Here is a 13,286-nt window from a genome sequence, read left to right on the forward strand (position 1 = left end):
AAAATTCGAAATAAAAAAAGGGCGCTCATCGAACACGACGGTGCAGGAGTTAGACGAAACTTGTCGAAATTAAAATCTGCCATGAAACCAATAACCATTATAAAAATACCTAGATATGTCGTGTTGTCCCTTGTCTTTTTAACCATTTTACTTAGCTTTCGCTGGATATGGTCCGCCTCTTTTGTTATACCGGATCATCCAGAACCCGTTCGAGGCGTGTTGGATCTTCGCGGTTGGGATTTTGCTGACACTTCCCCGATCTCTCTGGATGGAGAATGGGGATTCACACCCCATGCATTGATTTCTGGCGGAGAAGATAAACATACGAATTCAGATATGGGGTCGGACAAGCCTTCCACCTGGGTCCAAGTGCCGGGTGACTGGCGCAAGGCGTTACAACCACCTTCTGCTTCGTCATTCGGATATGGAACGTACCAGCTTCGTATACTGCTCGACCCTTCGGTGAAGGAAATATCCCTCTGGGCTCAGAAAATTCAGACCTCATCCATCATTGAGATCAACGGAACGGTTGTTGCCCAGTTTGGTCAACCTGCCAGCGATGCCGAAAGCTATCAACCAGAAAGGACTGCATTTGTAACTTCCTATGCACTAGATGGGACAAATGAACTCACTCTACTTGTGCAGACAGCCAATTTCGACGATCCATTCAGTGGAGGCATTACGCGTTCTCTATACTTGGGTTCTCCTGAAGCCATCGGAAGTGAGCGAGGTTTATCGATTGATTTGCAGAAAATTACGTTCGCTATACTGCTTCTGCACAGCCTGTATGCCTTTGTCATGTTTCTATTTATCCGGAAGCAGCGGGCACTGCTCACGTTCTCTTTGTTAATACTGGCTACGGCCTTGACGGTTGTCTCTGACCATGACGGGCTGTTATTAAACTGGCTACCACTGAACTTCACTTGGATGGTTAAAGCCAAGGCGATTTCATATGCTTCATTTGCGCTTTTCCTTCTTATGCTGGCCAGAAGCTTTGCGAATCCGAATCATGGGCGAAAGCTCTTTCTTGCATATGCCGGTATTGTAGGAGGATATCTATTATTTTTGCTCCTTGCTCCCGTAACGCTTGTGTACCAAGCACTTCATACTCAAATTCCTGATTTCCTGTATTTGTTCGCCATTGGTTGGTCTGTGCTCCTGTTCTTCAAAATGGCCGCAGCCAAACAAAGCGACGCAAGCTTTCTGCTCTTTGCAGCAATGAGCAGTATGTCCAGTGTGCTGTGGGGAATTGTAAACTCACACAACGAAATCACTAATGTGTATTATCCGATCGATGTTATTGCTGCCATATTTGGCTTTGCGGCCTACTGGTTCAGAAAATATTTCCGCAATGCCACTGAAATTGAAAAACTGTATGAACAGCTCAAAGTGGAAGACCAGCAAAAAGATCAATTCCTGGTGAACACCGCGCATGAACTGCGCACTCCCCTGCATGGGATTATTAACATTGCCGAAAGTATTGCGGTGCGCGAACAGCGTCAATCCGGAGGACAACATACGGAAGACATGAAACTGCTCGTCAATATCGGGAGACAGATGTCGCAATTGATTGATGATCTTCTGGATGTCATTCGTCTGAGAGAAAAACGCATCATATTGCAGAAAAAACCGTTATCCCTCGCCTCTGTCATATCCGGCGTCATTGGTATGTTCCGATTCATGGCGGAGGGCAAGCGAGTCCAGATCATCGTAGATACACCCGAGGGATTACCGCTTGTTCAGGCAGATGAGAGACGACTTGTTCAGATCTTGTACAATCTGCTGCATAACGCGCTCAAATTCACGGATGAGGGTACCATCACCGTATCGGTCAGGGCAGATAAAGATAGCGTCATTATGCAAGTTTCGGATACAGGCACGGGAATTAGCGAGGAGTTACAAGAACGAATATTTGAAGCTTACGAGCAAGGTACTGCTCAAGCACGTTTGAGTGGTGGGATTGGGCTCGGGTTAAGTATCAGCAAACAGCTCACAGAGCTTCATGGTGGTGAACTTACCGTGCAGTCCGTGCTGGGACAAGGATCTACTTTTCAAGTTTCGTTGCCACGAAAAGATACACCTGCCTTAACCGAACAGACCGATCAGACGGAGCATTCGCGATGGGGTGTCCAGCATCTGAGTGAGGTCGCTGTGAGCCTAGATGAAGAGCAACATCCTGTGAACCCCGTCATACCTGGGAAAACTACTGCTCGCATTCTCGCTGTCGATGATGATCCGGTCAACTTACGTGTACTCATCTCGATGCTGTCGAATGAACCCTATGATATACAACCTGCCACTTCAGCGTTAGAAGCCCTGGAATTACTAAATACGCAGTCATGGGATTTATTAATTGCCGATGTGATGATGCCTCATATGTCCGGTTATGAACTGACAGAGAGCGTGCGTAAACGTTATTCCGTATCGGAGCTTCCTATTCTGTTGTTAACGGCCCGAAACGAACCTGCTGATATTTATGCCGGATTCATGGCGGGTGCTACTGATTATGTGACCAAGCCTGTTGACGCTGTAGAGTTGAGACATCGCATTGGTTCATTGATTGTGTTGAAACAATCGATTGATGAGAGATTGCGGATGGAAGCCGCTTATTTGCAGGCACAGATCCAGCCTCACTTCCTGTTTAACACACTCAATTCCATTATGATGCTCAGTGAGATCGATACGGATCGAATGCAGCGATTGGGGGATGCTTTTATTGAATATTTGCAGACCAGCTTCCACTTTGTGAATTCGGAGAAAATGGTGGAGATCACCCACGAGATTGACCTTTCGAAGGCCTATCTCTACATTGAGAAGGAACGATTCGCAGAACGATTAAACGTAGTCTGGGACATTCCAGAAGACATCGATGTGATTCTTCCTCCACTCACGATCCAGCCGCTGATTGAAAATGCTGTTCGCCATGGTGTACTCAGCCAAGTGGACGGTGGGACGGTATGGATCCGCATCGTTGCCCAAACCACGGGCACACTGATCGAGATCGAAGATAACGGCTCAGGCATGCATCCGGAACAGATCGAACGAGCGCTCGCATGGCCTAAACCGAATCCGCTAAAGCCTGGAGGCATTGGTTTAACCAATACCCATCGGCGCTTGAATCAGCTCTATGGACAAGGGTTAAAGATCGTCAGCTCCCCTGGGCAAGGGACGAAGGTTTCCTTTTTTATCCCTGACCAGACCGATATGGATTCGTTATAAGTTCATTTTCGGGAAAACCAAACCACAAAAAGCTGAGCCTGGACTTGATCCGGACTCAGCTTTTTTGATTCATTTCCTGGCTTCATGAAGCACTTTATCCATTACACATGCAATGCTTGCTTCTCATCCGACAATCCCAGCGATTTCGCCGTAGACAGATTCACCTCACGTAATAGATCGAGGTTCTCTGCAAGCGAGATGCCGTAAGACGGGATCATCTCTTTGATCTTTGGTTCCCATTCCTTGATGTGCTGCGGGAAACAACGCTCCAAAATCTCCAGCATAACTTGAACCGCCGTCGAAGCACCCGGGGATGCGCCCAGCAGTGCCGCAATAGAACCATCCCCAGCAGTTACGACTTCGGTTCCGAACTGCAGCGTGCCTTTGCCGCCCTGAACGGTGTCCTTGATCACCTGCACACGCTGACCCGCCAGCACCATATCCCAGTCCTCACTCTTCGCACTCGGTACGAAATCACGCAGTTCTTTCATGCGCTGTTCCTTCGTTAACATGAGTTGTTGAATAAGGTATTTGGTGAGTGATAGTTCCTTCACACCCGCCGCAAGCATCGTTAATAGGTTATGCAGCTTCACCGAAGCAATGAGGTCTGCATTCGATCCGGTCTTCAAGAACTTCGGTGAGAAACCGGCGAAAGGCCCAAACAGCAGTGACTTCTGGTTGTCGATGTAACGTGTATCCAGATGCGGTACGGACATCGGTGGAGCACCTACGGAAGCTTTGCCATATACTTTGGCATGATGCTGTTCCACGACTTCCGGATTTTTGCAGACCATGAAGATCCCGCTTACCGGGAAGCCACCGATATGTTTACCTTCCGGAATACCGGACTTCTGGAGCAGGTGCAGACTTCCGCCGCCCGCGCCAATGAAGACAAATTTCGCCCGATGACGTTCAACAGCTCCACTCGTCAGATTTTTCACGGTCAATTCCCATGACTTATCACTTTTGCGTTTAATGCTCTTCACGCTATGTTTATAGTGGACTTCCACCTTTTGTTCCTGTAGATGTTTCAGTAGCATACGCGTTAAAGCACCAAAGTTAACGTCCGTACCGGAGTCAATCTTGGTCGCCGCTACCGGCTCGCTACTTGTGCGGTCTTTCATCATTAGCGGCATCCACTTCGCCAGCTCTTCCCGGTTGTCCGAGAAATCCATGCCTGCGAACAGCGGATGGTTTGACAATGTGTCGTACCGTCTTTTCAGAAACTGCACATTACTCTCGCCATGCACGTAACTGAGGTGAGGAATCGGCATAATGAAGTCCCTCGGATTCCGAATCAGACGACTGTTCACCAGATAGGACCAAAATTGCTTGGAAACCTGGAATTGCTCGTTCACCTTAATGGCTTTGCTAATATCTACGGTTTTGTCTGGTCGTTCAACAGTATAGTTAAGTTCGCACAGCGCAGCATGCCCGGTTCCGGCATTATTCCACTCATTCGAGCTTTCTTCTCCTGCCGTGGCAAGCTTCTCAAAAACCTTAATATTCCAGTCTGGTGCCAATTCTTTAAGCAAAGTTCCCAAAGTTGCACTCATAATTCCGGCACCGATCAAGATTACATCTGTACTCGTTTGTCCCTGGCTCATGTCTACCGTCCTTATATCCTATATTTGCCAAAAGGATGTAAGCGTTATCGATTTGGCATTGGCTGCAAGCCCACTCTTCGAGGGTTCACGCCTTGTCTGAATGAATATAACCTTGAACTAGTGTATCAATAATATGGAGCAATTTAAATATGCAATTTCAAGATATTTGCTATTCCCTCAGTATACGCTAGTTTGCCGCGGTTCGTTAGCCCGGTTATAGGCCTGAAAGATTTATTTGTTCAAAGCAAAGAAGGAACTTTTCATTCGCTAGGCAAACGGCCTTTTTTTAAAACATATGATTCGCTGTGAAAAAGAGTGCATAAAGAGCCGCATGCATGATAACCTTCGCATAACGGCTCTTATTATAGAAAGAAGTCAGTCCACACGCTCATACGCGCTGCGCCCTCAGAATATCGAAATCAGTTCCTTCGTATACGGGTGGCGTTCCTCGGCGAACAACGCATCCGCGCCAAATTGGTCTACGATCTGCCCGGATTGCATCACGATGATTCGCTGGCTCATCCGGTGCACCGCTGCCAAATCATGTGAGATGAACACGTAGGAAAGGCCGAGCGATATACGAAGGTCGGTGAGTAGCTGCAGAATCGCTCCCTGCGAAATAACATCCAGACTGGCCGTCGGTTCATCCAGCACAACCACATCCGGCTCAATGCCGATGGCTCGCGCAATCGTAACACGTTGCCGCTGACCACCACTCAGCTCGTGCGGGTAGCGGTTCGCCAGTTCACTCGGCAGTTCTACGGCCTCCAGTAGCTGACGGATGTAAGCTTCTTTCGATGTATAGGTGAAGTGTGTGAGCTTCGCATCCCGACCTAGTTGCTCATAGGGATCGATCAAAGATGCTCCAATGGTAAGTTTCGGATTAAGTGCAGCCGAAGGATTCTGGAAAACAATCTGAATCTTGCGACGGTGCGGGCGCAAGCGGCGCCCATCCAGCCGGGCAATATCCTGCCCGCCAAGTTGAATCGAACCATGATCCACGTCCTCGATGCGTAGCAGGCAGCGGGCCAGTGTGCTTTTGCCGCAGCCGCTCTCTCCGACAAGACCCAGGCATTCGCCGCGATTCAGGGTGAACGAGATAGCGTTGATGGCAGGATGTTCCGCACCAGCATAGGTGCGGGTGAGCTGTTCCACGTGTAACACGACTTGGCTGGCTTGGCTTCTCACTCCGCACCCACCTCCTTCAAACCAGACTTCAATTCATTACTCAATACAGGCGCTGCTTCAATTAATTGGCGTGTATATTCATGCTGGGGATGATCCAGAATCCGGTGTTTGCCGCCTGATTCCACGATCTTCCCTTCTCTCATGACAGACAAGCGGTTCGCATATCGGCGCACATGCCGCCAATCATGCGTAATGAACAGGATCGCACAGCCCGTCTCGGCTTGCTTGCGTGCGAGTAGTTCCATTACGCGATGCGCGGACATGCTATCCAGCGCTGTCGTTGCTTCATCGGCAATAAGCAGACGCGGTGAGAGCATCAGCGATGTAGCAATGGATGCTCGCTGTAGCTGACCGCCGCTCAGCTGAAACGGATAGCGACGAAGGAGCTCGGGGTGGAGTCCGACAGACTCCAGCGCTTCTGCGGCACGCTTTTTACGGATCGTAGCAGACTTCTCGCCATGCACCTTCTGGTATTCATCAAAGTGTCCGCCAATGCTGCGAAAAGGGGTGAATGCTCCCTGATAGTCCTGAAAAATATATGAGATGTCGCGTCCGCGCAATGCACGCATCTCCTTCGGTTTCCGTTCGAGAAGGTTATTGCCTTCGAACAGGACACGTCCAGATGCATGCAGGTTGGGAGGCAGCAGCTGTCCAATGGCCTGCGAGAGCAGGCTTTTTCCACTGCCGCTCTGTCCCACGAGCGCCATGAATTCCCCTTCGCGGACGGCAAGGGACACCTGATCCACAATCGTTCGCTCCCGGCTGAAGATGCTCAGTTCCTGGGTGGAGAGAATCATGACTGCACCTCCTTTTTCACATCGAACCGGTCTCGCAAGTAGTCTCCCAACATATTCGCCAGTAGCACAACGGAGACAATCGCGAGACCCGGAAAGACCATTAGTTCGGGTCTGGACTGGAAGTAAGGACGCGAGTCATTCAGCATCGCTCCCCATTCAGGTGTCGGCGGCTGTGCGCCTAGTCCAATGTAGGATAAGGATGAGATCAGCAGGATGATTTTGCCGAGATCGAGACTCGCCAGTACCAGCACATGACCTGCAATATGCGGTAACAGATGTTTGGTCATGATTCGTGCATCGGACAGACCGTTGGTTCGGGCTACACGAATGTAATCCTTTTGCGACTCGGATAGGACAGTGCTTCGAACCAGACGTGCGTAACTCACCCATTTCACGATAACAATCGCCAGCACCAGATTGCCGATGCCTGCACCAAGCAGACCGCTCAGTACAATCGCCACGATGGTGTCCGGAAAAGCCAGAAAAGCATCTGCAATACGCATGAACAGCTTGTCGATCCAGCCGCGTTTGTACCCTGCGATTAGACCAAAAGGAATGCCGATAAGCAGTGCCGCACCGAGTGCAAGCAGGCTGTAACCCAGCGTCTGACCGCCGCCTAGAAGCAGACGTGTCAGCACATCACGGCCCAGGTGGTCGGTGCCAAGCGGATGAAGTGCACTCATCCCTTGCAACCTGCTTCGCAGGTCGGTAAGGGTATGATCATGTTTTAGATATAGAAAGGCATACAGGGAGGCCGCGATAACCAGCAATGCAAACAGCATGCCGATGATGGCCTGCCAGCTATGTTTTTTTGTTTTGGTTGACGGCATGTGCAGGGGCATCGTTTTCATCGGTGGGCCTCCCTTTCCTTCAATTTCATCTCTGGATTTAAATAACGGTAAGACAGATCTACCGCCGTATTCACTAGGAACACGACAACCGCCATAATCAGGATGTATCCCTGAATCAATGGATAATCGCGCTGGCGAATGGCATCCACAACCAGCTTGCCGATCCCCGGATAAGCAAACAGCACTTCAATCACCACAACGCCGCCAATTAGACTGCCCAGACTAACTCCAAATACAGTGATCACTGGAGGCAGACTGTGTCTGAACGCATGCAGGAAGAAGATACGCCCCTCCGAAAGCCCTCTGGCCCGGGCAGATCGCACAAATTCCTGGCTCAGAGAGTCCAGCAGGCTGGAACGCAAAAGGCGCACATAAACGCTGGAGATGGCAAGTCCCAGCGTCAGTGATGGCAGAATAAGTGAGTTGAATCCGTCCCGTCCCATCGTCGGCAGACTGCCAAATCGCACGCCGAACAGGTCAATCAGGATGAGTCCCAGCCAGAAGCTGGGCACAGCTGCACCCAGAATAGACAAGATACGGCTCCCCTGATCAATCCAGCTGCCCCGATATAGTGCGGACAGGGAGCCCAGCGGGATAGCCACGAATAGCATGACCAGCAGTGAACCGATTGTCAGCTCGGCTGTTGCCGGAAGTGCGCGCATCAGTGTCTGCATCACCGGCTGACCTGTTGAATAGGACACACCGAAGTCCATGCGTACAAAATCAAGCAGCCAGCGACCAAACTGCACGGGAAGCGAGTCATTAAAGCCCATTTCCTCGCGCAGTGCTTCGACTTGCTCCTTACTGACCGATAACTCCTCAACATTCAGGATGGTCAGCACCGGATCGCCGGGAGCAAGCCGGATGAACAGGAAGCTTACAAACATAATGAAGAGCAGGAATACAAATACCTCTAGAAACTTGCGAAGCAAAATGCGAAACATTACATCACATCCAGCTTGTTGGTGATCATGTAATATTCACTACGCGTGGTAACCCAGTTCTTCACCTTTTTGCCGTTGTAGGCCACAATCGTTGCTGGATGCAGTACAAAGGAGTTCAGCACGTTATCATGTACATAATTCGCTGCTTTCTCTGCCAGCTCCGCGCGTTTCTGCGGTTCAACGGTAAGGTTCAGTTCATCAATGATCTTGGTCAGTGCCGGATCTTCCGATCCGCTGAAGTTCAGCGCACCCTTCGGATGGTATGTCGCATTCAAATAATAACCCGCATCCCCGCGTGGAGCGGTCAGATTACTGTATGTAGCGATGTCCCAATCCCGGTTGGAAGCCATGTATTCTTCCGGTGCATCAATCTGACGAATCTGCACATCAATTCCGATCTTTTTTGCATCCGATTGGAACACTTGTGCAATCAGAGGCAGATCGGCGCGTGACGAATAGGTGAGTAGTGTCAGCTTCAATGGTTTGCCGTCTTTGGTCATTACGCCGTTTTGCTGGGTGTAACCAGCTTCGCCAAGATATTTTACGGCCACATCTGAACCGGTCTCCGTTGTTGCATGTGTATATTTAGGTGCAAATGGCAACGAGGGCAAGAATGGGCCAATGGCAGGCTCGCCGTATCCAAGCAGAATTGTATCGACAATGCCTTTACGGTCAATTAGCGCATCCAGTGCTCGGCGGACATTCACATCCTTGATGCTCTCCCGCTGCATATTCATCGTCAACTGGTGCACACGGAACGTGGATGTGGATTCAACTTTCAACCCGTCGATGGCTTTGAGGGATTCCAGACTTTCCACTTCCGGGCGGTAGACGACGTCTACTTGACCGGACTTCAGTGCAAGCGAACGTGCATTAGCATCTTCATTAAACGAAAATGTTACGGAATCCAGCGGCGAGGCCCCGTCCCAATATCCGTCATATCGGCTCAGCTCCAGCTTGCTGCCTGCCGTGAAAGAAGTCAGCTTGAACGGGCCTGTACCGATAGGTTTGTTCACAATATCCGGCTCACTGACATCAATGATCGCCGTGTTCGGGTTCACCAGCTCGGATGCAAACTCAGGGAACGGCTCGGTCGTGGTGATCTCCAGCTTGTTCCCCTCGGCTTTGATCGTATCCACCTTCAAAGTATTTTGGATGGCTACGTTCTCCTTCAACGCCCGCTCCAGGGATGCTTTAACCGCTTCCCCTGTCATCAGTTTGCCGTTCTGGAAGGTCACATTGTCGCGCAAGTTAATCGTCCAGTGCTGACCATCTTTACTCTCCCAGCTCTCGGCAAGCCACGGCACAACGGTCAGATTGTCCTCATCCAGACGCAAGAGCGTTTCCGTAATGCCCGCACGTAGCGGCACATAACTTGAATCCACATGCGGATCAAGTGAACTGGTGGAGAAGTTATATAGGAAGTGAACGTTCTTATTCCCTTGGGTATTGGTATCGCCTTGCGCTGCCGGGCTAGAGGTGGATGCTCCGCAAGCGGTAAGTAATACTGCCGCACTCAGGGCCAAGGAGATTAGCGCCAGCAAAGGCTTCTTTTTCGTAAACAAGGTCATGCCCCTCTCTCATTCTTTTTCATATGGTTGTTAATCGTAATCATTATCATTTAAACAATGAGTATTATCTTATCGTAATGATTACGTTTTGACAAGATATTTTTGATTGATTGGACGCAAAAAAATCCGACTCTCGAATGAGAGCGGATTTGGGATGTGTATGTTTTGGTATACTGTGCTATAACCCTGTTTCGTAGTCTTCAAGTAGATGTGACCAGTAGCCTTTAGCGTTCTGCATCGCTACAGGATCTGTCTGTTCAAAGTACCTGCGAAATTCGCTGTCATATTGAGCTTGGGTATATTTCCCTTCGCAAAATAGTCTAAATGCTGAAGGAAGTGTATCAGAATAAACTTGACTAAAATCAAGTAAGAATTTAAAAGCACTTTAAGCTAAATTGACATTCTATAAAAAAATCAGCAGCTCAGGCATGAACTGCTGATTCTTTATACTGCATTAGTTTTCGTAAACGTTTCCAGCTCCACTGACTTGATTGCCGTTAGAAGAAATTCTAACCTTGGCATTAGAAATTTTATTAGCGCTTAGATTTATGATTGCGTAGTATTGATTTTCTTGAAAGTAGTAACCATTTACTGTTTTTTGACCGTACCATTGAACAGAGCCACCAATTTGAGTGATAATTTCATATTTTACGTAGAAACCGCTTGTTGGACCCCCATTCCAATTACTGTCGGATTGGTACCCCATAATTGAAACCCAGTTATTGGTTGTATTGAATGTATCTTTCCCGATAAGAGTGTTTCCACCCCAGTTACTAAAGCTGTAATAATCTAAGGTCGTAGCACGGGCAGCCATCAAACCAGAGTTGTCTATATACTCTGTGTTTTCAACATTAATTGGTTTAACTTTTCCGTAATCAGGTGAATTCTGATCCGCATTAACCTCTTGAGGAATTAAGACTACTTTCCAGTCTTGATTGATTTTTTTTACTTCGTAAGGTAATGGCGGAAGAATTGTATCTACTGTCGTGAACTGAACAGACAAATGAACTTCAGAATTGCTAACTTCTGTTGAGTTGAGAATTTTAAAATCAACAACTGGAGTATCAGTTTCTGCTTGTAGCGCATAAGCAGACCTACGTTCTGTATCATTTTCATAATTAGGTTCTACAGAATTTTTTATACGTCCTTCAATATCTTTAGAGATGTAGGAATTAAAGTAGTTTGAAGCTACTTGTTCCGCTTCTTCTAACACCTGTGAATATGAGTTATGAGAAGGAGAAGCACTAGCGGAGGGAACAACTGCAACTGTTAAGAGCAAAGACATAGTTAAAATTTTTATCTTTTTCAATAAATACAAAATAATTCCTCCATTACTATAATTTATAGATCAAAGTATAGTATAAATGGTAAGCTTGTTTTTTAAAAGGGAAAATATTACATTTTAACTTAAGATTATTCATCCGTAAATTGCATAGAGTGAATTGGTGTACCTTTAGTGACTTGACCTGTCACTGTGTTGATTTCTAATGGCTCTACTAAAACTTTCCATCCACTACCACTTTTGAATACTTTAAATGGCAGTGGTGGTGATTGCTCGTAGCTTTGCCCTGAATATTTTTGAACTACATAAAATTGGACTTCATTATTGTTAATTTGCTTGCTTTCCACAATTTCATAACCAGTAGTAGGATTTGTTTTAAAATCTTTTAGATATCCTTCTTCGCGACTTTTCTCATCCAAATAGTTTGTGTCTTTTGAATAAAAAATCATTCCCTCTGCATCCTTGTCAATGTAAGCATCAAAGTAGCTAGTTGCTGCTTCCATCGGAGTTTGGGCAATTCCTCTTTCTGCGGTTATAGTGGATACCACCAAGATTGAGCCAGCAACAACCCCTGCCAGTAAAAGTGATACTATTTTTTTTCCCTTCATGATCAAATACCCCTTTTCAAGGTTATATTTCCTAAATTTTCTTTAGGTCTAATAAGTATAACGTAACAACTTACTGAAATGTTGTGCAATTCTTAAATTTTTCTTTATCTAACTGTGGAAAGACAAGGGGGTAATTAGCAACATTAGCTATGAAAGGAGGCAGAGGTCTAGTAGACGTATCTCTAAAGAAGAGTGCTAATCTTCTTAAAAACTCGCGCGCTAAATCGGCTTCTATTTCGAAAGAGCTCGTTCCTACGCGTTCCCAATGGATCGCATTAATCCTTGTTATTGCCGCTTGTAAATTCACTCCAACCACCTCTTGTTCATTTCCGTTCTTAGGAGCAAATACTCAGCATTCATCCTCTAATTTCGGCACAAAAGGTGAAAGAAATGGATCTTCTTGCTCTGCGATCTCACCTCGTGTTAACGTATACACCTTGAACTGATTAGATGATGCTAAATCATCACTATCTCTTACGTAAAGAATGCCGTAGGAACCCGGAGCTATTTCACCTGCTTTTCTGAACACTTCAATCGGATTAAATTGGATTTCAGGTTTGTGGTTATCAAGGCCAGCAATCCAAAGCTGATAGTCACCATTAACAGCCCTCAGATCTAGTACACCCGAAGGCCAACTCAACTTCTCAATGTACTTCTGTAACTCCTGAATAGCTTCATCATATTGATCCTCATCTTCTTCAAACGATACACTTTCCCTAATTGTAGCCCATCCATGGTATTCAAAAATGGCTCTAGCTCCCCTCGGGGTTTGTCTTATGTAAAAAGTTGACCTTATGATCTGACATCCAAGATAGTATTCTCTTCTCAAAATTTTGCTATAAACCGTTGCACTAAATCAGCATACTCTTTTTGTTCCTCTCGATGAGTCCATTCGAATTGTGGAAGAATAGCATGAATGTGCTGGAGTAATAATTTCAACTGTTCCAAATCTTGATAATCACCCAGTTCGATACCATACAAGAGCTCTAGCAAATGACCATCGTACATCTCCCCAGCAAGAGGATCATCGGACAAAATTTCCATCGCCTTTTCTATACCCAGCTCCAAAAACACACGCTGACCCAGCATTCGACTTACATCTTCTAAGTTAAGATCATCTACTTTTTTGTTAAGCAGCCTACCGTACCACTGCTCCAAAGCCACAGAATTACTTTTGCCCAGCTGGCTATTATAATCTATACAGTAAATGTCCATAATC

General features: G+C 47.1%; 12 protein-coding genes. 1 reads left to right on the forward strand and 11 read right to left on the reverse strand.

From position 1 onward, the window contains the following. Positions 1–60 precede the first annotated feature (60 nt). Entirely contained in the window at positions 61–3,219 is a 3,159-nt protein-coding gene (locus tag MHI38_RS15660; RefSeq protein ID WP_341181408.1) for a hybrid sensor histidine kinase/response regulator, read from the forward strand. Positions 3,220–3,320: 101 nt separating this feature from the next. Here MHI38_RS15660 and MHI38_RS15665 read toward each other — a convergent pair whose 3' ends face one another. The 11 genes from MHI38_RS15665 to MHI38_RS15715 form a co-directional block, all read right to left on the reverse strand. Continuing rightward, entirely contained in the window at positions 3,321–4,826 is a 1,506-nt protein-coding gene (locus MHI38_RS15665) for a malate:quinone oxidoreductase (protein ID WP_341181409.1), read from the reverse strand. A 405-nt stretch (positions 4,827–5,231) separates the two neighbouring features. Further along, the gene (locus MHI38_RS15670; protein ID WP_341181410.1) at positions 5,232–6,014 is read right to left on the reverse strand and encodes an ABC transporter ATP-binding protein; all 783 of its coding nucleotides are present in this window, start codon (positions 6,012–6,014) and stop codon (positions 5,232–5,234) included. Then, positions 6,011–6,811: an ABC transporter ATP-binding protein gene (locus tag MHI38_RS15675; protein WP_341181411.1), complete on the reverse strand. Its 801-nt coding sequence runs from the start codon at positions 6,809–6,811 to the stop codon at positions 6,011–6,013. Before MHI38_RS15675 ends, MHI38_RS15670 begins: the two co-directional genes overlap by 4 nt. Further along, positions 6,808–7,662, reverse strand: a complete 855-nt coding sequence (gene nikC, locus MHI38_RS15680) for a nickel transporter permease (RefSeq protein ID WP_341181412.1) — start codon at positions 7,660–7,662, stop codon at positions 6,808–6,810. Before nikC ends, MHI38_RS15675 begins: the two co-directional genes overlap by 4 nt. Further along, positions 7,659–8,606, reverse strand: a complete 948-nt coding sequence (nikB, locus tag MHI38_RS15685; protein ID WP_123063870.1) for a nickel ABC transporter permease — start codon at positions 8,604–8,606, stop codon at positions 7,659–7,661. The genes nikC and nikB overlap by 4 nt, the downstream gene beginning before the upstream one ends. Next, positions 8,606–10,177, reverse strand: a complete 1,572-nt coding sequence (nikA, locus tag MHI38_RS15690; RefSeq protein ID WP_341181413.1) for a nickel ABC transporter substrate-binding protein — start codon at positions 10,175–10,177, stop codon at positions 8,606–8,608. Before nikA ends, nikB begins: the two co-directional genes overlap by 1 nt. 454 nt (positions 10,178–10,631) lie before the next feature. Then, positions 10,632–11,495 (reverse strand): hypothetical protein, encoded by an 864-nt coding sequence (locus tag MHI38_RS15695; protein WP_341181414.1) that lies wholly within the window; start codon positions 11,493–11,495, stop codon positions 10,632–10,634. A gap of 95 nt (positions 11,496–11,590) precedes the next feature. Then, entirely contained in the window at positions 11,591–12,067 is a 477-nt protein-coding gene (locus MHI38_RS15700; RefSeq protein WP_154889790.1) for a hypothetical protein, read from the reverse strand. Positions 12,068–12,137: 70 nt separating this feature from the next. Next, a complete protein-coding gene (locus MHI38_RS15705) occupies positions 12,138–12,374 on the reverse strand; it encodes a hypothetical protein (RefSeq protein ID WP_154889788.1) in 237 nt (78 codons plus the stop codon). Positions 12,375–12,416: 42 nt separating this feature from the next. After that, on the reverse strand, positions 12,417–12,896 hold the full coding sequence (locus tag MHI38_RS15710) for an immunity 7 family protein (protein ID WP_261764706.1): 480 nt from the start codon (positions 12,894–12,896) through the stop codon (positions 12,417–12,419). Further along, positions 12,893–13,282: a contact-dependent growth inhibition system immunity protein gene (locus MHI38_RS15715; protein WP_261764707.1), complete on the reverse strand. Its 390-nt coding sequence runs from the start codon at positions 13,280–13,282 to the stop codon at positions 12,893–12,895. The genes MHI38_RS15710 and MHI38_RS15715 overlap by 4 nt, the downstream gene beginning before the upstream one ends. Between the last annotated feature and the right edge of the window lie 4 nt (positions 13,283–13,286).

It is taken from the genome of Paenibacillus sp. FSL K6-1558 (assembly GCF_038002565.1).
Classification (GTDB): Bacteria; Bacillota; Bacilli; order Paenibacillales; family Paenibacillaceae; genus Paenibacillus; species Paenibacillus polysaccharolyticus.

What these genes read in the sequence shown, in the direction of transcription:
- MHI38_RS15665 (WP_341181409.1), bottom strand. Translation starts at nt 4,826, where the DNA reads ATGAGCCAGGGACAAACGAGTACAGATGTAATCTTGATCGGTGCCGGA.
- MHI38_RS15675 (WP_341181411.1), bottom strand. Translation starts at nt 6,811, where the DNA reads ATGATTCTCTCCACCCAGGAACTGAGCATCTTCAGCCGGGAGCGAACG.
- nikC (WP_341181412.1), bottom strand. Translation starts at nt 7,662, where the DNA reads ATGAAAACGATGCCCCTGCACATGCCGTCAACCAAAACAAAAAAACAT.
- nikB (WP_123063870.1), bottom strand. Translation starts at nt 8,606, where the DNA reads ATGTTTCGCATTTTGCTTCGCAAGTTTCTAGAGGTATTTGTATTCCTG.
- nikA (WP_341181413.1), bottom strand. Translation starts at nt 10,177, where the DNA reads ATGACCTTGTTTACGAAAAAGAAGCCTTTGCTGGCGCTAATCTCCTTG.
- MHI38_RS15700 (WP_154889790.1), bottom strand. Translation starts at nt 12,067, where the DNA reads ATGAAGGGAAAAAAAATAGTATCACTTTTACTGGCAGGGGTTGTTGCT.
- MHI38_RS15715 (WP_261764707.1), bottom strand. Translation starts at nt 13,282, where the DNA reads ATGGACATTTACTGTATAGATTATAATAGCCAGCTGGGCAAAAGTAAT.